The 20,631-nt window shown below is 71.4% G+C and carries 22 protein-coding genes; 11 read left to right on the top strand and 11 right to left on the bottom strand.

Annotated elements, in window-relative coordinates; all coding sequences use genetic code 11:
* Nucleotides 1-9: 9 nt before the first annotated feature.
* The 5 genes from BM249_RS09085 (at nucleotide 10) to BM249_RS09065 (ending at nucleotide 5,382) form a co-directional block, all read left to right on the top strand.
* The gene (locus BM249_RS09085; RefSeq protein WP_091971066.1) at nucleotides 10-1,293 is read left to right on the top strand and encodes a beta-ketoacyl-ACP synthase; all 1,284 of its coding nucleotides are present in this window, start codon (nucleotides 10-12) and stop codon (nucleotides 1,291-1,293) included.
* Complete coding sequence (locus BM249_RS09080; RefSeq protein ID WP_091971064.1) at nucleotides 1,290-2,057, top strand: SDR family NAD(P)-dependent oxidoreductase; 768 nt, start codon at nucleotides 1,290-1,292, stop codon at nucleotides 2,055-2,057. Before BM249_RS09085 ends, BM249_RS09080 begins: the two co-directional genes overlap by 4 nt.
* Before the next feature lie 62 nt (nucleotides 2,058-2,119).
* Nucleotides 2,120-2,410, top strand: coding sequence for an SH3 domain-containing protein (locus tag BM249_RS09075; RefSeq protein WP_425284813.1), 291 nt, complete (start codon nucleotides 2,120-2,122; stop codon nucleotides 2,408-2,410).
* 132 nt (nucleotides 2,411-2,542) lie between these two features.
* Nucleotides 2,543-3,658, top strand: coding sequence for a transglycosylase SLT domain-containing protein (locus BM249_RS09070; RefSeq protein WP_091971061.1), 1,116 nt, complete (start codon nucleotides 2,543-2,545; stop codon nucleotides 3,656-3,658).
* A complete protein-coding gene (locus tag BM249_RS09065) occupies nucleotides 3,655-5,382 on the top strand; it encodes a DUF2336 domain-containing protein (RefSeq protein ID WP_091971059.1) in 1,728 nt (575 codons plus the stop codon). Before BM249_RS09070 ends, BM249_RS09065 begins: the two co-directional genes overlap by 4 nt.
* Before the next feature lie 14 nt (nucleotides 5,383-5,396).
* Here BM249_RS09065 and BM249_RS09060 read toward each other — a convergent pair whose 3' ends face one another.
* Nucleotides 5,397-6,167 carry an NAD kinase gene (locus tag BM249_RS09060; RefSeq protein ID WP_091971057.1) on the bottom strand — a complete coding sequence of 257 codons (771 nt, stop codon included), beginning with the start codon at nucleotides 6,165-6,167 and terminating at the stop codon, nucleotides 5,397-5,399.
* Between the two features lie 103 nt (nucleotides 6,168-6,270).
* Between BM249_RS09060 and cutA the strand changes: the two genes are divergently transcribed.
* Nucleotides 6,271-6,612: a divalent-cation tolerance protein CutA gene (gene cutA, locus BM249_RS09055; RefSeq protein ID WP_091971055.1), complete on the top strand. Its 342-nt coding sequence runs from the start codon at nucleotides 6,271-6,273 to the stop codon at nucleotides 6,610-6,612.
* Here cutA and BM249_RS09050 read toward each other — a convergent pair.
* From BM249_RS09050 to croR, 9 genes are all read right to left on the bottom strand, one after another.
* Nucleotides 6,591-7,871, bottom strand: coding sequence for a glycosyltransferase family 2 protein (locus BM249_RS09050; protein WP_244528660.1), 1,281 nt, complete (start codon nucleotides 7,869-7,871; stop codon nucleotides 6,591-6,593). The genes cutA and BM249_RS09050 overlap by 22 nt on opposite strands.
* Nucleotides 7,868-8,638, bottom strand: a complete 771-nt coding sequence (locus BM249_RS09045; RefSeq protein ID WP_091971261.1) for a lysophospholipid acyltransferase family protein — start codon at nucleotides 8,636-8,638, stop codon at nucleotides 7,868-7,870. The genes BM249_RS09050 and BM249_RS09045 overlap by 4 nt, the downstream gene beginning before the upstream one ends.
* Before the next feature lie 48 nt (nucleotides 8,639-8,686).
* Entirely contained in the window at nucleotides 8,687-10,213 is a 1,527-nt protein-coding gene (locus BM249_RS09040; RefSeq protein ID WP_091971053.1) for a phytoene desaturase family protein, read from the bottom strand.
* 97 nt (nucleotides 10,214-10,310) lie between these two features.
* On the bottom strand, nucleotides 10,311-11,510 hold the full coding sequence (locus BM249_RS09035) for an ABC transporter permease (RefSeq protein WP_091971051.1): 1,200 nt from the start codon (nucleotides 11,508-11,510) through the stop codon (nucleotides 10,311-10,313).
* Nucleotides 11,507-12,481, bottom strand: a complete 975-nt coding sequence (locus BM249_RS09030; RefSeq protein ID WP_091971049.1) for an ABC transporter ATP-binding protein — start codon at nucleotides 12,479-12,481, stop codon at nucleotides 11,507-11,509. The genes BM249_RS09035 and BM249_RS09030 overlap by 4 nt, the downstream gene beginning before the upstream one ends.
* Nucleotides 12,482-12,489: 8 nt before the next feature.
* On the bottom strand, nucleotides 12,490-12,909 hold the full coding sequence (locus tag BM249_RS09025; RefSeq protein WP_091971046.1) for a DUF2141 domain-containing protein: 420 nt from the start codon (nucleotides 12,907-12,909) through the stop codon (nucleotides 12,490-12,492).
* A gap of 209 nt (nucleotides 12,910-13,118) precedes the next feature.
* The gene (crtI, locus tag BM249_RS09020; protein ID WP_091971044.1) at nucleotides 13,119-14,699 is read right to left on the bottom strand and encodes a phytoene desaturase family protein; all 1,581 of its coding nucleotides are present in this window, start codon (nucleotides 14,697-14,699) and stop codon (nucleotides 13,119-13,121) included.
* A 332-nt stretch (nucleotides 14,700-15,031) separates the two neighbouring features.
* A complete protein-coding gene (locus BM249_RS09015) occupies nucleotides 15,032-15,778 on the bottom strand; it encodes a TrmH family RNA methyltransferase (RefSeq protein WP_091971260.1) in 747 nt (248 codons plus the stop codon).
* Between the two features lie 64 nt (nucleotides 15,779-15,842).
* Complete coding sequence (croR, locus tag BM249_RS09010) at nucleotides 15,843-16,322, bottom strand: 3-hydroxybutyryl-CoA dehydratase (RefSeq protein WP_091971042.1); 480 nt, start codon at nucleotides 16,320-16,322, stop codon at nucleotides 15,843-15,845.
* A gap of 192 nt (nucleotides 16,323-16,514) precedes the next feature.
* Here croR and BM249_RS09005 point away from each other — a divergent pair, with 192 nt between their 5' ends.
* The 4 genes from BM249_RS09005 to BM249_RS08990 all read left to right on the top strand — a co-directional run bounded on the left by BM249_RS09005 (nucleotide 16,515) and on the right by BM249_RS08990 (nucleotide 18,858).
* Complete coding sequence (locus BM249_RS09005) at nucleotides 16,515-16,982, top strand: hypothetical protein (RefSeq protein ID WP_091971040.1); 468 nt, start codon at nucleotides 16,515-16,517, stop codon at nucleotides 16,980-16,982.
* 132 nt (nucleotides 16,983-17,114) lie between these two features.
* On the top strand, nucleotides 17,115-17,717 hold the full coding sequence (locus BM249_RS09000) for a cation efflux transmembrane domain-containing protein (RefSeq protein ID WP_091971038.1): 603 nt from the start codon (nucleotides 17,115-17,117) through the stop codon (nucleotides 17,715-17,717).
* Nucleotides 17,718-17,736: 19 nt separating this feature from the next.
* Nucleotides 17,737-18,582 carry a metallophosphoesterase gene (locus BM249_RS08995; protein WP_091971036.1) on the top strand — a complete coding sequence of 282 codons (846 nt, stop codon included), beginning with the start codon at nucleotides 17,737-17,739 and terminating at the stop codon, nucleotides 18,580-18,582.
* A 54-nt stretch (nucleotides 18,583-18,636) separates the two neighbouring features.
* On the top strand, nucleotides 18,637-18,858 hold the full coding sequence (locus tag BM249_RS08990; RefSeq protein ID WP_091971035.1) for a hypothetical protein: 222 nt from the start codon (nucleotides 18,637-18,639) through the stop codon (nucleotides 18,856-18,858).
* 187 nt (nucleotides 18,859-19,045) lie between these two features.
* On the opposite strand, the gene BM249_RS08985 is transcribed toward BM249_RS08990, so the two are convergent.
* Nucleotides 19,046-19,423, bottom strand: a complete 378-nt coding sequence (locus BM249_RS08985; RefSeq protein WP_091971033.1) for a 4a-hydroxytetrahydrobiopterin dehydratase — start codon at nucleotides 19,421-19,423, stop codon at nucleotides 19,046-19,048.
* A 210-nt stretch (nucleotides 19,424-19,633) separates the two neighbouring features.
* Between BM249_RS08985 and BM249_RS08980 the strand changes: the two genes are divergently transcribed.
* Complete coding sequence (locus BM249_RS08980) at nucleotides 19,634-20,617, top strand: ABC transporter substrate-binding protein (RefSeq protein WP_091971031.1); 984 nt, start codon at nucleotides 19,634-19,636, stop codon at nucleotides 20,615-20,617.
* The last annotated feature ends 14 nt before the right edge of the window (nucleotides 20,618-20,631 follow it).

Here is a 20,631-nt window from a genome sequence, read left to right as displayed (position 1 = left end):
GACGACGCGATGACTGACACTTCCTCCCGCGACACGAAGAACCGCCCCCTGGTGGCGGTCACCGGCCTCGGCATCGTGACCTCCCTCGGCCAGGGCCAAGCCGACAACTGGGCCGCCCTCACGGTGGGACGCTCGGGCATCCACGCCATCCGGCGCTTCCCCACCGAGGGTCTGCGCACGCGCATCGCCGGCACCGTCGATTTCCTCGACACCGACCCGTTGGTGGCGCCCTTGCTGTCGCAGCGCTTCGCCGAGGAAGCCGCCGAGGAGGCCATCGCCCAGGCGGGGATCGGCGGCCGCGGCCGCTTTCCCGGCGCCCTGTTCATCGCGGTGCCGCCCGTCGAGATGGAGTGGCCGCAGCGCCAGGCCATGGCTGAAGCCTCCGGCCAGAACGGCGCTGTCACCTACACGGATCTGCAGCGCGCCGCCGCCAGCCGGCGCTTCGATGCGTGGCACGATCTCTTCATCTTCGGCACCGTAGCCGATCACATCGCCGACCGCTTCGGCACGCAGGGCTCACCGATCTCGCTCTCCACCGCCTGCTCGTCGGGGGCGACGGCGATCCAGCTCGGCGTCGAGGCGATCCGCCGGGGCGAGGTGGAGGCGGCGCTCTGCATCGGCACGGACGGATCGGTGAACCCCGAATCCCTCATCCGCTTCTCCCTGCTCTCCGCCCTCTCGACCCAGAACGATCCACCGGAAGGGGCCTCGAAACCGTTCTCCAAGAATCGCGACGGCTTCGTCATGGGCGAGGGCGCCGGAGCCCTGGTGCTGGAGAACGCCGAATCGGCCCGCGCGCGCGGCGCGACGATTCTCGGCTACGTGCTGGGCTGCGGCGAGAAGGGCGACGGCTTCCACCGCACCCGCTCCAGCCCCGACGGGGCGCCCGGCATCGCGGCGATCCGCGCGGCCCTCGACGATGCGGGCGTGACGCCCGACGCCATCGACACCATCAACGCCCACGGCACCTCGACGCCGGAGAACGACAAGATGGAGGCCATGGGCTGCGCCGCCGTGTTCGGCGAGCGCATCGGCCGCCTGCCGATCTCTTCGAACAAATCGATGATCGGCCACACCCTCACGGCGGCCGGGGCCATCGAGGCGGTGATCTCGCTCCTCACCATCGCCCACGGGCGCATCCCGCCCAACATCAACTACGCGGTGCCGGACCCGACTCTCGCCCTCGACGTGGTCGCCACCGCCCGCGACGCGCGGGTCTCCCGCGTGCTCTCGAACTCCTTCGGCTTCGGCGGGCAGAACACCTGTCTCGTCCTCGGGGACGAACCCGCATGACGGACGCAACTGCGCCCACCCGCGTCCTCGTCACCGGCGGCGCCTCGGGCCTCGGCCGGGCCATCGTGCGCGGCCTCGTCGCCGCCGGCCACGACGTCGCCTTCACGTACCGCTCCTCGGGAGAGGCGGCCGAAGCCCTGGTGGCGGACCTCGCCGCCGCCCATCCCGACCGCAGCGTCACCGCCCACACCCTCGATCTCGCGGACCGCACGGCGCTGGACGCCTTCTGCGAGACCGTCGAGGCCGAGAGTTTCCACGGCTTCGTCCACAATGCCGGCCAATCCTCGGACGCGCTGGCGGCCATGCTCGATCAGGATCGGGCCGAAGCCGCCATGCAGGTGAATTTCTGGTCCCTGACCCGCCTCGCCAAATCCCTGGTGCGGGGCATGATCCGGGCCCGCGCCGGCCGAATCGTCGCCATCGGTTCCGTGGCGGCACTTCGGGCCAATCCGGGCAACGCGGCCTATGCGGCGAGCAAGGGCGCGCTCATCGCCTATTGCCGGACGCTCGCCATCGAATCGGCCAAGCGCGGGGTAACGGTGAACGTGATCGCACCGGGCTTCATCGACACCGATATGATGGCGCCTTACGCCGCCCACCGGGCCGGCATGGAACGCCAGATTCCCGCCGGGCGCTTCGCGAAACCCGAAGAGGTTGCCGCACTCGCCACCTTCCTCATGGGGGAGGGCGCGGCCTACATCACCGGCGCGGTGCTGCCCGTGGATGGCGGCCTCACGGCGATGATGGGCGTGCACCGCACCTGATGCGGCGTCCGCCCCCGCGCACGACCCGTCGAGGCAAATCCCGGGGCCGCAGGAAACCCGCCCTGCGTCTCGTGCTCGTCCTCCTGGCCGCCGTCACGGCGACGTCGGTCCTCGTGGCGACACCGGCCTCGGCCGTCGAGTCCTATCGCGTTGCCGGCCTCCCCCTCGGCGAGGGGCTGAGTATCCGCGAGGCGCCGGATGCCGAGGCACCGTCGCTGGGACAGCTTCCCGTGGGGGCGCGCCTGCGCGGGTTCGGCTGCACCAGCGATACCCCGAGCGGCCTGACCTGGTGCCGCGTCAAGGGCGGGCGCCTCCTCGGCTGGGCGCGGCGGCGCTACCTCTCCCCGGATTGACGCAACGCCAATCGCGCAGCCCTTCAACACTTGTTTACCATACCGAGAGCAAAGTCCGATGCGTAGGCCGGTTCGTTCACCGACCTGCCCAAGGCCCCGCCAAAACGGCGCGGCGCCCCAGTCGGACGGCGCATGTATCTGTTCACCACGCCCACCGCCCCCCGTGACACCGGCGCCAGCCGCGAGACGGCGACGCGCACCCCGACGGGGGCGAACGCGACCGTCATCGACGCGATCCGCACGGGGGCCCAGAGCTCGGGCGCCGGGTTCGACTATCTCCTCGCCACGGCTCAGCGCGAATCCGCCCTCAATCCCACGGCCAAGGCCGGCACGTCCTCGGCCACGGGCCTGTTCCAGTTCATCGAGCAGACCTGGCTCGGCACCATGAAGAATGCCGGGCCGAAGCTCGGCCTCCAGGCCTATGCCGATGCCATCACGGCGCGGCCGGACGGCACCTACACGGTGGCGGACCCCGATGCGCGCCAGACCATCCTGGATCTGCGCCGCGACCCCAAGACCGCCGCGACGCTTGCCGGTGCCCTGACCCAGCGCAACGGCGAGGCCCTGACGGCCGCCCTCGGCCGCGAGCCCACGGGGGGCGACCTCTATGCCGCCCACGTCCTCGGGGCGCGGGGCGCCGTCGCGCTCATCAACACGGCGCAGGCGAGCCCGGCCCGGGCCGCCGCCCTCGACATGCCCGAAGCCGCCGCCGCCAACCGCAACCTGTTCTACGACAAGACCGGCCGGGCCCGGGGCGCGGCTGAACTCTACGCCCTCCTGTCCACGGCCCATGCCGCGACGCCGCCCGCCCCCACCGTGAGCATCGCCGGCCTGCCCGAGGGCACCACCGCCTACGCCAGCCTCGACGGAAGCCTGCGCTCCCTGTTCCAGACGGACAAGCGCCAGGGCGCCGTCTCGGAGGGGGTGGCCAAGCTGTGGCAGGTGCGGGGCACCATGGATACCGGCCGTCCGGCGCCGACCTACTTTCCGCGCTCGGACGCCACGGCCGATTCCACCGTGGCGGTGCCCCCTCCCGCGGCGGTGGAGAATTCGGCATCCGTGCCGGCCGCCGGGGAAAGGACGCCCGCCGGCACCGCCCTTGTCGGCGCTCCGTTACCGCCGCGTCGACCGGCCGAGTTCGTCACCGCAGCCGCACATGGCGCTTCGCCAGCACAAGGCATCGCGGCCGCGCCGAGCGCCGCCGCCCCCCTCAATCTCTCCCTCTATACCGTCCGGAGCGGCCTATGATGATCCGCCAGTTCCTCGCCCTGACGCAGCATGTCTCGCCCTCGCGGCGGGCGGAGGGCGCGAAGGCCCTGGTCTGGGCCTCCTTGAACGGACACCTCACCCCGGACACGGCCGAGCGAGCACGATCCACCATCCTCGCGCTCCTCGACGATCCGGCCACCCAGGTGCGCCGAGCCCTAGCGGAAGCTTGCGCCACAAGTGCGGCGGCACCCCGCGCCCTCGTGGTCGCCCTGGCCGGAGACGTGGCCGACATCGCCGCCCTCGTCCTGAAGCACTCCCCCGTCCTCACCGATGCCGACCTCGTCGACGGCGTTGCCATCGGCTGCGAGATCACCCGGCAGGCTATCGCCGAGCGGCGGGACCTGTCCTACGCCGTGTCGGGCGCCATGGCGGAGATCGCCGGGCCGCGCGCCCTCACGGCGCTCGCCATCAACCACTCCGCCGGCATCACCATCGGCAGCCTCCTGCGCCTCGTGGAGCGCCATGGCGACGACGCCCCCCTGCGCGAGGCCCTGCTGACCCGGCCCGATCTTCCCCTCGAAGTCCGTCAGGCCTGCACCGACCGGGTCGCCGAGGCCATGGCCCACCTCGCCGTGGCGTCGGGCTGGCTCACGGCCGCGCGGGGCGAGCGAGCCGGACGGGAGGCCCGCGAACGCTCGACCCTGTCTCTCAGCGCCGGGGCATCGCCGCAGGATCTCGGCCGCCTCGTCGCCTATCTGCGCCGCAACGGGCAGCTGAATGCCGGCCTGATCCTGCGGGCGATCCTCTCGGCCCACATGCCGTTCGCCGAAACCGCCTTGGCCGACCTCGCCGACCTGCCCCCGGCCCGCGTGGCGGGCCTCATGCACGAAGGATCGAGCGCGGCCTACGCCGCCCTCCACCGCCGGGCGGGCCTGCCGTCCCAACTCCTGCCGGCCTTCACCGCCGCTCTCTCGGCCTGGCGCGAAGCCGGGCGGGGCGAGGGCACCGCGCACGGCGCCGCCCTGTCGTGCCTCATGATCGAACGGGCCATCTCCGCCTGCGAGACCCTTCCGTTCACCGAAGCCCAGGGGGTTCTCGCCCTGCTGGCCCGGTTCGAGGCCGAGGCGGCCCGCGAGGCCGCGCGCGACGCGACCCGCGAGCGGACCCGGGCGAGGGCCGAGCACGCCGGCCTCGAGCACCGCGTCGAAACCGCACCCTCGGCGTTCGCAGAGACCGCCACGGAGGCGAAGTCGCCGAAGCAATCCGCCGACTTGGATCGTCAGTCTCCCGCGCTGCCGCCGGCCGCCATCGAGCTCCCCGAGGCGACGCCTATTCCGCTCAAGCCGACGCCTCGTCCGGCCACGGAACAGCCTGTGGCGATCCTCGACGCGGAGTGGCGCGAGGCCCAGGAAGGTCTGCGCGACGCCGCCGCCCTCCGGCGGACTCTCGACGCGGTGGTGGAGATCACCGGACACCACGTCCCGGCAGAGGCTCCCGCGCTGCCCATCGCCGTGGCCGAGGCGCCGGCGGAACCGCAGGTCCTCCCGACGGAGGCCGAGCGCGCCGATCCCGTCGGCCTCATCTTCGAGGCTTTGCCCCACGCGATCCTGGCCGAGTTCCAGGCGAATCGCGATGCGCGAGACTGCGGCGCCGCCTCCGGAGCCCATGGGCCGACCACGGAGGCGCCAGACGCCATCCCGGACGAACTCGTGGTGAGCTACCGCGGCGATCGCCCCCGAATCCGGGTCCACCTCGCCGCCTGAAGCGACGCTCGACCTCAGCCGAACTGCTCGCGCAGGATGCGCTCATCGAGGCTGTGGCCGGGATCGTGCAGCAGCACGAGGTTGGTGGCGTGGTCGAGCCAAGTCTCGACGGTGGCGACCCGGCGGAACTCCGTGTGGTCGGCCACCGCCGCCACGGGTCGGTGCTCGGCATCGAGAACCTCGATGAAGATGCGGGCGTAATCCGGCAGCAGTGCCCCGCGCCAGCGGCGCGGCCGGAAGGCCGAGATCGGCGTCAACGCCATCAGGCGGGCGTTGAGGGGCAGGATCGGCCCGCCCACCGAGAGGTTGTAGGCGGTGGAGCCGGCGGGCGTCGCCGCCAGCACGCCGTCGGCGATGAGTTCGGGCAGGCGGACATGGCCATCCACGGAGATCCGCAGCTTGGCGGTCTGGTGGGTCTGGCGCAGCATGGAGACTTCGTTGAGGGCCCGGGCCCGGTGGCGGCGCCCCTCCGTGTCCACAGCCTCCATCATGAGGGGATGGATGCGGCTGCGCTTCGTGTGTTCGAGGCGCTCCAGCAGGTCTTCCTCACGATACTCGTTCATGAGGAAACCAACGGTGCCGCGATTCATGCCGTAGATCGGAGTGCCGGCATCCATGAAGCGGTGCAGCGCCTGGAGCATGAGCCCGTCGCCACCGAGCGCCACCACCACGTCCGCCTCCTCGGGGGGCACATGGTCGTAGCGGCGCATCAGGGCCTCCGCGGCCTGGCGCGCATCGTCCGTCGGGCTCGCGATGAACGCGATCGAGTTGAAACGCCGCGACATGAACCCTCGTCCGCCCTGTTGACCCGGTGGCGATCCGGTCCCACCCCGGAGCCGAGCGCGTCCCGCGAGGGTACCGCCGGTCCGCGACTGGGAGACCCATAGCATGGAGCGTCCACTTCTCGTCTACACCACCTTCCCGGATGCCGAGGTCGCCCTTAGCGTCGGAGAGGCTTTGGTGCGGCTGCGGCTGGCTGCCTGCGTCAACGTGCTGCCGGGGATGCGCTCGGTCTACGCCTGGAAGGGCGCCGTGGAGCAGGCCGACGAGGTCGTGGCCCTGATCAAGAGCCGTGAAACCCTGGCCGAGCCCCTCGCGGCGGCCCTGAAGAGCCGCCATCCCTACGAGACCCCTATCGTGCTCCATTTGCCCGTGTCCGAAGCCGACCCGGAGACCTTGGCTTGGATCCTGCGCGAAACCGCTCCGGATCAGGCCCCGTTCAACGGGTAGCTCCGCCCCTTCCACACGGCGGCGCCGGCGGTCTTGCGACGCAGGAGCACGTTCCACTGGATCGCCAGGGCCACGGCGACGGTGAGGGGATGGAGCGGGATCGTGGTCCAGGGTTCGCGCATCGCCAGGGTGATGGCCGCCCGCGCCCCGAGGGAGAGGAGGAGGGCGAGGCACGCCAGCCCGGCCGCCCCGGGACCGACGAGGCCGAAACCGGCCAGGACGAGAATGGCAACGGGCAGGATGTGCCCGCCGAACAGCAGGGTGGTCCAGACCGGCAGGGCGCGGGGCGTCGCCATGCCCTCATGGGCGTTCTTCGAGAACCCGGCCCAGGCCTCGCCCCAAGTCCGGTACATCCGGCAGGTGGCAAGGGCCGCCCCCGCCACGAGGTCGGTGCGGTGCCCCGCCCGGCGGAAGAGTCGCGCCAACAAGACGCCGTCGTGCAGGAAGGCCCGGATGGCGCCGTGGCCGCCGCTCGCCGCGTAGACCGCGCCATCGACGAGGACGAGCTGGCCGCACGCCGCCCCGAGCGACGGGCGCAGCGACCCGCGCATCATCGGGATCGGCAGGTAGCCGACGAGGAGGAAGCCGATCATCGGCACGGTGAGGCGCTCGCCAAGGGTCTCCATGCGCTGGCGCGGCACGGCGCTGACGAGGGCGGCGCCGGTGTCGACGGCGTGGGCGGCCAGCGCCGCCGCGCCCCCCGGCGCCAGGGTCACGTCGGCATCGATGAAGAGAAGATGCGGCCCCCGCGCCGCGGCGGCGAGCACCGAACAGGCGTGGTTCTTGCCAGTCCAGCCCTCGGGCAGGGGCGGGACCGCCAGGAGCCGCGCCCGTGGATCGGTGGCGGCGATCTCCTGCACGAGGGACGCGGTGGCGTCGGTGGAGTGGTCGTCGCCCACCAGCACTTCAATGGTGACGCCCGTGGTGGCCAGTGCCGCCCGCACAGTACCGACGATGGTGGCGGCCTCGTCGCGGGCCGGGATCAGGATCGAAACATCCGGAATGGCGGAGGAATTCGGGAGCCGGGACGAATCGACCTCCGGCGCGACGGACTCCCTCTCCTGGAAGGAGAGGGCGGGGGTGAGGTGTGGTCCATTTCCCGATCGGTCAGACAGCTCACCCTGTCCCTTTCCTTCCAAGGGAGGTGACCCGCGATGCCCCTGATAAGTCCGCATCCGCAGAGCCGCGAGGTTCACGGCGGCGAGGACCGCCGGCAGCAGGGCGAGAAGGACCGAAAGAATCGCGAGGGCGAGGATCACGGCAATCTGTCTTCCTCGGTCGCCTGATCCAGCCCCGCTCGGTGGGCGGGGTCGAAGCGGCGCCCCGTCAGGGCCGCGCGCAGGCGCCGCCCGAGATCGTAGATGCCGCCGACACCCTTGGCCCCCGAGACCAGGGCGGTGAACCGGGCCGGATCGCGAGCGATGACGTCGGCGGCGAGGCGGTCGAGGGTGTCGGTCAGGGCCGCCTCCATCCGGGCGAGGCGCTCGGGCCGGGGGAGGGCGAGGAGATCGGCGCCCCGGACCGGCGCCCCGAAGGCGGCACAGGCTTCCGCGCCGCGCTCCTCCCAGAAGGCGTAGTCGAGGGCCAGCGGCACGAACAGGGTGTCGGGCGCGAGTTCGGGCAGGCGGGCGACGCCGCCGCGAAGATCGAGGGGCCGCGCCCGCACATCGGCGAACCGCCCCTGCGCGGTGATCCAGATCATGGCCTCCGGTCGCGCCAGAATGTTTCGCGAGGCCTTGAGGAACTGGGCGGCCCCCCGCGCCGAGTCGAGATCGACCGCGAAGGCGCCGATGCGGGAAAAGATCGCGTAGCGTTCCAGCATCTGGGCATCGAACGGCGCGTGGCTCGTCCGCTTCGGAAATAACCGGCCGGCGAGGAGGATCACCACGGCGGCGTCCCACCAGGCCGGGTGGTTACAATAGACCACGATGGGTCCGGGATGGTCGGCAAAGCGCGGCACGCCCCAGCGCGCGAGGCGCAGGGCGTTCATGTGGCGGCGCAGGAACCGGTCGAAATACCCGACCATGAACCGCCAGACGAGGGGCGAGCGGGTCGGCTCAGACACCACCCGTCCCTACGCGCTGGCCCTGACCTCGCCCCGCGCGTCGGTGTCGAGGGCATCGGCCGCGATCCAACCCGACATCATCACCATGGGCATGCCGGGACCGGGATGGGCGGCGCCGCCCGCGAGATAGAGACCCCGGACCTTGCGCGAACGGTTGCCGGGCTTGAACGCCCCCATGAACTTACCGTGCGAAGCCAGACCGTAGATCGCGCCGTTGAGCACCTTGTAGCGCTCGTGGATGTCCTGCGGTGTGAGGTGGCGCTCGACGACGATGCGGTCTTCGAGGTCCGGCATGCCGGCCGTGCGCTTGAGCTTGTCAAGAATCACCTGCCGGTAGGCCGGGAACATCTTGGTCCAGTCGTGGTGCGGCCGGAGATAAGGCGTGTGGACGAGGACGTAGAGGGCCTCGCCGCCCTCCGGCGCCACGCTCGGATCGGTGGAGGAGGGGGCCGCGAGATAGGCCGTCGGATCGGGAGCCGGCTCGCCCTTGCGGTAGATGTAATCGAACTCCTCCTCCGGGTCGCGGGAGAAAACGAAGTCGTGATGGGCGAGGTGCTCGTAGCGCTTGTTGAGGCCGAGATAGAGCACCACGCCTGAACAGGCCGGTTCGAAGCTCTTCTTCTCATAAGATCGCCCGACCGCGCCGCCGACCAGTTCGCGGTAGGTGCGGACCGAATCCATGTTCGAGATCACGGCGTCGAACGGGGTGGTGCCGGCGGCGGTCCGCACCCCCTTCACGGCGCCGTTCTCGATGGCGAGCCCCGTGACTTCCTCGCCCGGTCGCAGGGTGGCGCCGAGCTCGCCCGCGAGCTTCGACAGGGCCTCGGCCACGGCACGGGTGCCGCCCATGGGGTACCAGACTCCCTCGGCCGTCTGCATGTGCGCGATGGCGCAGAGCACGGCCGGCGCGCCGTAGGGCGAGGAGCCGACATATTGCACGAAGTGATCGAGCATCTGCGCGAGGCGCGCATCCTTGACCTTCGACCGGATGGTGCCGGCCACCGACGAGCCCATGCGCAGGGACAGGACGTCCCGCAGGGTGCCGGGGTTCATGTTGGCGCGGATATCGATGGTGTCGAACAGATCCTCCACCGCCTTCCAGAAGAAGAACTTGTTGGAGACGCCGTGGAGGTGCTCGGAAATCTCAATAAATTTTTTATAACCCTCCCCCGCCCCCGTGCCCGGGGCGAAGCGGTCCATATCCGCCGCCATGGTGGACACGTCGGCCATGAGGTCGATGCGGGTGTTGTCGTCGAAGAAGCAGCGCCATTGCGGGTCGAGGCGGCGCAGGTCGAGGTAGTCGCGGATGTCGCGCCCGGCCTCCTGGAAGATGCGCTCCAGCACCTTCGGAACGGTGAGGATGGTCGGCCCCATGTCGAACCGGAACCCGCCCTCGTGCAGCACCGCCGCCTTGCCGCCGAGCCAGTCGTTCTTGTCGTAGAGCGTGACGGCATGGCCGCGCGCCGCACTCACGCAGGCCGCCGCGAGGCCACCCAACCCCGCGCCGACGACGGCGACCGAAGACCCAGCCCGCATAGTGACGTTACTCCCGGAGCGAACGACCGCCGCCCTCATACCACGAAGCTAAGCCGCTCGCCCGACGGGTCAACGCGTTAACCCGTCGCGGCGGCGATTACGCCCCGCGCCGCGACACCAGCCCCACGGCCCCCACCAGACTCACCGCCGTCACCGCCGCCATCACGGCCCAGGCCGGCAGGGCGGCGCCGGCGCCTTCCCCCAAGGCCGTCTGGTAGGCCTCGATGGCCCAGGCATTGGGGGTGAACCAGCCCGCCTGCTGCAGCCAGGGCGGCATGAGGAAGCGGGGCACCATGCTGCCGCCCACCGCCGAGAGCAGGAGCACGCCGAAGGTGGCGGCGAGGTGCGCCTGCTGCCGGGTGGCGGCCGCCGCGCAGGCGGCGAGCGCCAGCCCCGCCGCCATGGCGGAGACGAGGAGCGTGGTGACGATCCAGGCACCCCAATGCGGGCGCAAATCGACGCCGTGCAGGAGGCTCGCGGCGGCGAAGATGAGCCCCGCCTGCACCGCGCCTTGCAGGACCAGGAAGGCGAACTTGCCGAGCACGACGACGGCGAGGCCGCCCGGGGCCGCCGTCAATCGATCGGCGAGGCCGCCCTGGCACTCCTCCACCAGGGACAGCGCCCCCTGCATGGCGGCGAACAAGAGGAACACCGCCGCGATGGCCCCGGCATAGTAGCCGACCCGATCGTTTCCGCCGCCCGTGGCCGTGCTCCGGGTTTCGACGAGGGACGCGAAGGAGAACGGCTCCTTGCGGGCACGCTGCTCGGCGAAGGCTTCGTTGAGGAAGGCCCGCTCGTCGGCACCGATCTTCCCCGAGCGCTCCACGTCGGCGACGATGCGGCCGAGGACCACGTCCGGCAGGGCGGCGTTGAGCACGCGCTGGAACTGGCCAAGCGCGATGGGCGTGGCGAGCGCCCGCGCGGGGTTCTCGACCAGGATCACGGGCGCCTCGGAGGTCGCCCCCGAAGGCGGGGCATCGAGATCACCGCGCAGGACGAGGGCGGCATCGACCTCGCCCCGGCGCACGGCGGCGGCGGCTTGTCCCACATCGGTGGCCGGCAGGCGGGTGATGCGTAAGGATGGATCCGCCTCGAGGGCTGCGACGAGGCGCGTCGTCGTCGCCGTGCGGGCAAGGTCCGCCAATCCGACATGGATGCGGATGCGGTCGCCGAGCGCCCCCGAGAAGATCGCCGCGAAGATCACGAAGATCACGGTGGGCAGCACGAAGGCCATGATCAGGGCGGCGCGGTCGCGCACGAGGCCGAGCAGCATTACCCGGAAAGCGGCGGCGATCATGGGGCGTCCGCCAGGGCCTGGGAGGGGGCGGGCTCACGCAGGCCCAGGACGTCGCGGTAGACGGCGTCGAGGCCGAGGGCGCGGATGCGGATCTCGGCGACGGGCACGCCCGCGTCCCGCAACGCCGCGAGTTGCGCCGCCGCGTCGGTCGGGCGGCCGGCGGCGGGGCGTGCCCGCCAGGTCAGGCCGGTATCCACGGGGGTAAAGCCGGCGCGGCGCAAAGCGGCCTCGGCCGGGCCGGCGGCGAGTCCCGACAGGGCGATCTCGTGCTCGGGTGCACCGTCGCGCAGGCGCGCCAGGAGATCCGACAGGGCGCCCTCGCGCACGATGTGGCCGGACTTGAGGAAGGCCGCCCGGTCGGCGAGGCGCTCGGCCTCGGCGAAATCGTGGGTGGCGATGAGGAGGGCCGCCCCGGCCCGGCGCAGGCGCTCGAGCACGGCGTGGATCGCCGCCCGCGCCTGGAGATCGACACCTTGCGTCGGCTCGTCGAGGAGCACGAGGCGCGGCCGAGCCATGAGGCTCGCGGCGATGTTGACCCGGCGCTGGTAGCCGCCCGACAGCAGGCCGACGGGGCGCCCGGCGACCTCGGCGATCCCCGTGAGGTCGAGGGCATCGGTCACGGCGGCCCGGCGCTCGGCGCGGCGCAGTCCGGCGAGGCGCGCGAACACGTCGAGGTTTTCCGCGACCGTGAGGCGCGCATAGAGGGCGATGTCCTGCGGCACCCAGCCGATGGCGCGGCGGGCTTCCGGCATGGTGTGCGGATCGTGCCCGGCGATGCGCACAGAGCCGGCATCCGGCGCGAGGCGCCCGGCGACGAGGCGCATCAGCGAGGTCTTCCCCGCGCCGTTGGGGCCAAGCAGGGCGAGGGTCTCGCCGGCGCGCAGGTCGAGGTCGATGCCGTCGAGGACGCGGCGGTCGCGGTAGCTCAGGGCAGCGCCCCGGACCACCACCAGGGGCACGGCGGAGGACACGGGGGCGGTCAGCGGCGGGGCAGGGCGCGGGTCAAGCGCACGCGCAACGACAGACCCGGTTCGCGGACCGTGATCCGGGCACGGGCGAAGTCCGGTCGGGCCGTGCGCTCGGGCGGACCCGAGAAGCCGTAGGGCTCGGTGGGAAGGCCGAGGCTGGTGCGGTCGAGGCGGCCGTTGCCGTTCTCGTCCTGGAACGCGGCGATGGCGTAGGTGCCGGGCGCGACGTCCTCGAAGACGATCCGCTGGATCGTGCCCGATACGGGCGCATCCCGGCCCATCCGGCACTCGGCCTCCGTGAGTCCGCCCTGGCACAGGGCGACGTAGAGGGAGGAGGGCAGGGGCTCGATTCCGTCGACGGTCACCTCCACGGTGGCGGCCAAGGCGGGAGCCGCCGCGAGACCAACCACAACGGTCACAACATGCACCATGGCATGACCCAGCGCGGACCGTCGAAGGGACGCCACGGCACGCCCTCCCCTGGAGGGAGAGGTTTGGGGTGAGGTGTGGTCCATCTCCGAAGAGGCCACGCACCTCACCCTATCCCTCTCCTTCCAGGAGAGGAGACCCACGGCGCCTCCAACGCGTCCATCGAATCGGGCCGCTCCCGACCGACCGATCCGGTCCCCCGAAAAACCCCTCACGCGGCGTCGCCCGAGGCGGCCAGGGGCGCCGTGGTCGGGACCCCGGCGGCCTCGGCGCCGACGCGCCCGGCCGACAATTCCTCGATGAGCAGGCGGGCGGTGATGCGGGCGCCCTCATAGATCACCGGCAGGCCCGAGCCCGGATGGGTGCCGCCGCCGACGAGGTAGAGCCCCGGCCCGAAGCGGTTGTGCGGGCGGAAATAGAGCATCTGCATGAGGTCGTGGGCGAGGTTGAAGGTGGCGCCCTCGTGCACGAAGAACTCGTCGCGCCACTCCGTCGGATCGACGATGCGCTCGTAGCGGATGCGGTCCTCGATATCGCCGAGACCCAGCACCTGGAGACGGTCGAGGACGAGGCGCCGATAGCTTTCACGGGTGGCGGCCCAGTCGATGCCGGCCTTCAGGTTCGGCACCGGCACGAGGACGTAGAGGCTCGTGTGGCCGGGGGGCGCCATGCCGCCATCGGTGAAGCCCGCATGTTGCACGTAGAGCGAGGGTTGCATCGGCAGGATGCCGTCGGTGATCTCGCGGATGTTGCGGGCGTAATCCTGTGACAACAGGATCGTGTGATGGCCGAGACTTGCCGGAGCCGGGCCTTCGAGGCCGAGATACAGCATGAAGGTCGAGCACGAGAGGCGGGCCTTGTCGATCTTGGCGTCGCGCCAGCGCGGGCGGTGGGTCTGGGGCACCAGATCCTTGATGACCTTGGCGAAATCGCCGTTGATCACCACGGCGTCGGCGTGGATCGTCTCCGATCCGACCACGACGCCGCACGCCTTTTTGCCCTCGAACAGCACGCGGTCGACGCTCGCGCCGAGGCGGATATCGACCCCCATGCGGCGGGCGAGCCCGGCCATGGCTTCCGAGACGGCGCCGCAGCCGCCGACGGGATGATAGACGCCGTGCTCGTATTCGAGGAACGACAGGATGGTGAACAGACTCGGGCACCGGAACGGCGACATGCCGAGGTATTTGGTCTGGAACGCGAAGGCGAGGCGCACGCGCGGATCGGCGAAGTAGCGCCGCAGATCCTTGTCGACGCTGCGGCCGGGATGGAGATAGGGCAGGGCGGCGAGCATCGCCGGGGAGGCCATGCTGCGCAGGGTGTGGAACGCCTGTTCCAGCACCGGCTTGAAGAACTTCAGCTTGACCCGGTTGTCGGCGAAGAACCGGCGCACGTTCTTGGCGTCGTCGGGGGCGATGCGGGCGACTTCGGCCTCGAGGCGATCCATATCGTTCGTCGCCTGGATCGCCCCGCCTCCCTCGAACACGAGGTGGTATTGCGGATCGAGGCGCTCCAGGGTGACGTGGTCTTCGAGGCGCTCACCGCAGGATTCGAAGATGTCGGCGAGAATCTGGGGATAGAGGAAGAAGGTCGGCCCGATGTCGAAGCGGTAGCCGCCCGGCGCCTCGACGGTCTTCGTCCGCCCGCCCACCGCCGGGTCCTTTTCCAGGAGCGTGACATGGACGCCCGCGCGCGCGAGCAACAGGGCGGTGGCGAGGCCTCCGGGACCGGCGCCGACGATGATGACCCGGCGTCCGGACAGGGTCCGCAAGCCGTCCCGTGACTGCAGCAACGCTCACAACTCCCACTCGATCGTCCGGACCGCCAGCCCCCTGGGTCGATCGGGACGCGCCGCATCCGCCGGGCGACCGGCCGGTGCAATCTTGAGCGTAAGGTCGTCGAGGGCAAGAGCCACCGATTGTCGCGTGCCGCACGCCGGGGTGCGAATGGGGGCCGTTGTCGGGACGGAACGGCGGTGTGGACCGCGATCGTCGCGCATCCCCTCGCCCGACGATGTCTCGTCCGACGGCGTCCCCTCACCAGCGCGTCGGCTTCGCCCCCGCTCGACACGGGCACGATGGGGCCCGTGGCCCTCTCCCCGCGAGCGGAGAAAGGAATCGCCCCTCACCCCAAACGCCCCGCCGCGAGGTGGTGCAGGGCCAAGGCCCCGGCGGTGGCGACGTTGAGGGAATCGAAGCCCGGCGCCATGGCGATGCGGATCGTGCGGGCACGGGCCATGAGTTCGCGCGGCAGGCCCGGCCCCTCGGTGCCCAGGAGCAGGAGGGCGCGGCGCGGTGGGGTGAGGTCGGTCAGGGTCTCGCGACCGGCGGGGCTCAACGCCAGGGGCACGAGGCCGTGGGCGTCGGCGAAAGCGAGGAGGGCCGCACCGTCCGGCAGGCGCGCGAACGGCACCGTCAGGGCCGCCCCCGCCGAGACCCGGATCGCCTTGCGATAAAGGGGATCGCAGGTGGCGGCATCCATCAGAACGCCATCGGCCCCGAAGGCGGCGGCGTTGCGGAACAAGCCGCCGACATTGTCGTGATTGGTCAGGCCCACGAGACCGACGACGAGGCCGGGCGCCGGGGCGGGTGGGAGCGCCAGGCTCGGCTCCGCCCCGCGAAGCCCCACGGCCAGCACGCCGCGATGGATGGGAAATCCCGCGACGGCGCTCATCACGGCCTTGGCCGCCACGTAGACCGGCACCCCTTCGGGCCGGTCCGCGAGGAGTTCGGCGAGCCCCTCCATGCGTTCCGGCGCGAGCAGGACGGATTCGGCCCGGAACCGAGCCCCTTCCGACAGCATCACCCGCAAGGTGACCTCGCCCTCGACGATGAACCGGCCTTCACGCCCGACGAGATCGCGCTCGCGCATGGCCGTGTAGGGAGCAAGGCGCGGGTCGGTCGGATCGTCGACGGGGATCGGGCGCACCGGACGGTCAGGCGCTCGGGGGGCGTCCGCCCATGCGGATGGCGAGGGGATCGGACTCGGCCTTCGTCGGCACCTTCACCAGGGCCTCGCCGTCCAGCACGACTTCGCCGGCGACGGAGCAGGTGCATTTGAGACGGGCGCGGCGACGCTCGGGCACGAGTTCGGCCACCTCAACCGTCACCTGGACGGTGTCGCCGATCCGCACGGGCGCGCGGAAATTCAGGGTCTGGCTGATGTAGACGGCGCCGGGGCCGGGCAGGCGGGTGCCGAGCACCGCCGAGATCAGGCCGGCGGTGTAGAGGCCGTGGGCGATACGGGTGCCGAAGGGCGTGCGCGCCGCGAAGTGCTCGGACAGGTGGATGGGATTGCGGTCGCCGGTGATCTCGGCGAAGCCCACCACGTCGGACGAGGAGATTTCCTTGTTGAGGGTCTCGGACAGGCCGACTTCGAGATCCTCGAAGTAAAGGACGCGCAGTTCGGGCAACATGTCGTAAGGCTCCCTCGTCGATGGCACCCGCATGGCGCCCGCGATGGCCTCGCACAGCCGCGCCGCCGAATCCAGTCTCCGCCACGGGCCGGTCACCGACGACGGGGAAAACTACGTGCCATCGGGGCGTTCCATACAATTCGAGGGATCGTTTTGAGAAGACGCTGAAATCCGCGCTCGACACTCCTCGTCATGAGCACGTTCAACCCCTTCGCCCCACGGCACATCGGCTCGGCCCTCTCCGTCGGCGGACTCGCCGCCCTCATGATCGCCGGCCCCCTGCGACCGGACATCATCGCGCTCTCCAGCGCCTGCCTCCTCGGCTCACTTGCGTCCTTCGGCGCCCATGCGTGCTTGAATCGACGCGCCCCGCCGGCCAAGGGCCCTCAGCCGCGCCGCGCCGCGCCCGTCGCCCCCGAATGGGAGGATGCGGAATCCTGGGAGATTCCGCAGACGCGTGACGCCCGTCGCTCCTGGGACGCGGCCCGGGTTCTGGCGGCCAATAGCTGGAAGATGCCCCTGACGCCCGTTGCCGCCGCGGCCCTGCCGACGCCTTACCTGGGGTCGTCGCAGGCGAGCGGCGCTCCGGAACCGGGCCAGCCGGAGCACCGGCAGGCCCTGGCGGACATGCAGGGGCGCCGCCACACCGCCGGTCGCTGAACCGGACCGCCCCTCGACAGGGCGAGGCGGATCGGCGAAGAGGCGGCCGATCCAGTGCCGCCCACCGACGGGATCGCGTCTCCCGGAACCGGCGTGGCGTGGAGGTCCGCGAGGCACCACGAGAACCGCACCGTGACCCGAGCCCCCGCTTCGCCCGCGCTCCGCCCCGTCGTCGCCCGGGTGGCGGGACTGAATCTCGGCTTCTTCGGCATCGAGATCGCCGTGGCTTTGGCCATCGGCTCCGTCGCCCTCATCGCCGACAGCCTCGATTTCCTCGAAGACGCGGCCATCAACCTCCTGATCTTCGCCGGAATCGGCTGGAGCATGCGCAACCGGGCGCGCCTCGGCATGGTGCTGGCCGGTATCCTCGTGGTGCCGGGCCTCGCCGCCGCCTATGCGGCCTATGAGAAGTTCTCGGACCTGACGCCGCCCGCTCCCCTGCCGCTGACCCTCACGGGCCTCGCGGCGCTCGCCGTCAACCTCGCTTGCGCGACCATGCTCTCCCGCCATCGCGACGGCGGCGGCAGCCTAACTCGCGCGGCCTACCTCTCGGCCCGCAACGACGCCTATGCCAACCTCGCCATCATCGCCGCCGGCCTGATCACGGCCGCCACCCTGTCGCCGTGGCCCGACCTCGTGGCGGCGGCGGGCATCGCGATCCTCAACGCGGATTCGGCCGGCGACATCCTCCGGGCCGCCCGCGCCGAATGGCGCGCGGCCGACACGACGGTCTGATCCCAGGACCCCATTCGTCATGCGCGTCTTCCCGATCTCCGACCTCCACCTCGAACGCCGCCGCCTCGAAACGATTCCAGTTCCGGCCCAGCCGTTCGACGTGCTCGCCTGCGCGGGCGACCTGTGGGAGGGCCATCCCGAGCGCGGCCTCGCCGCCGTTCTCACCCTGGCGCAGGGCCGGCCCGTGGTGCTGGTACCCGGCAATCACGAGCGCTACGCCCCCACCGGCGACGGGCGCACGGCCCCCCAGCTCCTCGCCGCTCTGGAGGCGGAAGTGGCGCGCCTCGACGCGGCGGGGCACACGATCCATCTGCTGCAGGGGAGCGCAAGCGTGGTCCTCGACGGCGTACGCTTCGTCGGCACCACCCTGTGGACCGATTGGAGCCTGGCCGGGCGCTGGCTCGGACCCGATACGCCGGACCGGCCGGACGATCCCATCGCCTACGCCGCCGCGCGCATGACCGACCCCGTCACCGGCTCGCGGGAGTTCCGGGGCTCCATCCGCAACGGCGACGGGTCGGTCTGGTCGCCGGCCGACGCCATGGCGGCGCACGCGGCGGAGCGGGCGGCCCTCATGAGCGCCCTGGCCGAGCCCCATGCCGGCCCGACGGTTTGCCTCACCCATCACCCCGCCGGCACCGCCGCGGCGGATGCGTTCCGGGGAAGCCCCGGCGTGCCGTGGTGGCTGCCGGCCTTCTACGCCACGACGGTGCTGGACGATCTCCCCGACGCCGCGCGGCCGGATGTTTGGATCTCGGGGCATTTCCACGCCGGGCACGACCTCAGGGTCGGGCGAACCCGCTGGGTCGCCAACCCCGTCGAGGGCCGGACGTTCTCGGCGGACCTGATGCTCGACATCGGCTGAAACTCAAGGCCGGCCCCGCGCGTACCCCTGACGGGAAACGAACGGAGCCCGCCCGTGAACGCCTTCATCGCCGTCGTCCTCGTCTGTGCCAACGGCCTGCCCATCGAGGCCTGCACCGACGACAAGGCCAGCGAGGTCCGCAAGGTCCGGGTCGCCAACGAACTCGGCTGCACCAACGGCTGGCAGGAGATCATCGCCCGCACGGACCTGCGCGATGAGGTGGGCAAGACCAGCTACCTCAAGACCGAGTGCCGCCGGGTGAAGCAGGCCGAGTGATCCGGCGGGTCCCCCCGGACGCGCAGCGCAGCGGAGCCCGATCCGGGGGCCGGCACGAAAAGTCGCGCAGCGGCTCGCTTTCTTCGCTGTCCCCGGATCGGGCCGCGATGCGGCACTTCCTGTGCTGGTCCCGGATCGCCCTGCGCTGCGCTCCGGGCGTCCGGGACAGGCATCGGAGGACCGGCCGCTACTTCTCGTACTTGATGTAGGCAAAGCGCGGGTCCGTCGGCGTGCCCTCCAGGGCGCCGCCCTCGGTGCCGGGCTGCCAGCCCACCACCTCTTCGATCTTCCGCGCCAGGGCGAAATCCTTTTCGGTGACGCCCTTGGCCGCGTGGTTGGTGAGGCGGATCTCGACCCAGGCGTAGGAGGCCGTGATGTCGGGATGGTGCCAGGCGGCCTCCGCGAGGTGGCCCACGGTGTTGATCACCATGAGGGTGCTCTTCCAGCTCGCGGTCTTGTAGGTGCGCTTGATCCAGCCATCCTCCAGGCGCCAGGCCGGGAGTTCGCGGGCGAGGCGCTCCGTGATGGTAGCATCGTCGAAGGTGAGCTCGCGGGGTTCGGCCATGGGGACTCCGTGATCGGTGACCCGGCGCGCGCGGCCGGGCTTCGCGGGCGAATCTGCGTCGGGCGCGGGGGCCGCGCAAGCGGCGGGTCGATGGGTCTCAGGTGTCGGCCGGTGGACGGCCGAACCGAGACCTTCTATTGAAATTCTCAAGAGAGCCGCCCTCCGCCCCGGGGAGGTGAGGGGCCCGGCACGCCGCAGGAGGAGACGCCTATGCTGTCACGGCGCGGATTGCTCGCGACGGCGGCATTGCTGCCCCTGGCCGGCCGGCCGGCACGAGCGAACACCCCCAAGGTCTCGGTGGGCAGCCTGCCGTTCGGTACGGTCTCCTGGGAGGCCGCCGTGATCAAGGCGCGCGGCCTCGACGCAGCCAACGGCTTCACCCTCGACGTCGTCAAGCTGGCGGGCAACGACGCCGCCCGCATCGCCTTCCAGGGCGGACAGGTCGACACCATCGTGGGCGACCTGCTGTGGGCGGCCCGCCTCGGCAACGAGGGCCGCGCCATGCGGTTTTTCCCCTATTCCACCACCGAGGGCTCCCTCATGGTGCCGGGGGCGAGCCCCATCGCCAGCCTGAAGGACCTCAAGGGCAAGCGCCTCGGCGTCGCCGGTGGCCCCCTCGACAAGAACTGGCTCCTGCTCAAGGCTCAGGCCCGCGACACCGCCGGCCTCGACCTGGAAAACGACGCCACGGTAGCGTTCGGGGCGCCGCCCCTCCTCGCGCTCAAGCTGGAGCAGGGCGAGCTCGATGCCGGCCTCCTGTACTGGACCTACTGCGCCCGCCTGGAGCCGAAGGGGTTCCGGCGCGTCATCGGTTCGGACGACATCATGCGGGCTTTTGGCGCCACGGGCTCCATGGCGCTGATCGGCTACCTGTTCGACGGCGAAACCCTCGACGCCAAGCCCGAGGCGGTGGCCGGCTTCACCCGCGCCTCGAAGGCCGCCAAGGAGATGCTCGCCACGGACGACTCCGCCTGGGACGTGGTCCGCCCCCTGATGGCGGCCGACGACGCGGCGACCTTCGAGACCCTGAAGCGCGATTTCCTCGCCGGCATCCCGCGCCGCCCCCTGGCGGTGGAGCGCAGCGACGGCGAACGCCTCTACGGCGTGCTGGCAAAACTCGGCGGCGAGCGCCTCGTCGGCGCCGGCACCACCCTGCCGCCCAAGCTCTATTACGACGGCACGACGAATGGCTGACGCCGCCGGCCGCA

Source organism: Methylobacterium gossipiicola (assembly GCF_900113485.1).
GTDB lineage: Bacteria > Pseudomonadota > Alphaproteobacteria > Rhizobiales > Beijerinckiaceae > Methylobacterium > Methylobacterium gossipiicola.
The sequence above is the reverse complement of the archived record's forward strand: the minus strand, read 5'-3'. Positions and strand labels throughout refer to the sequence as shown.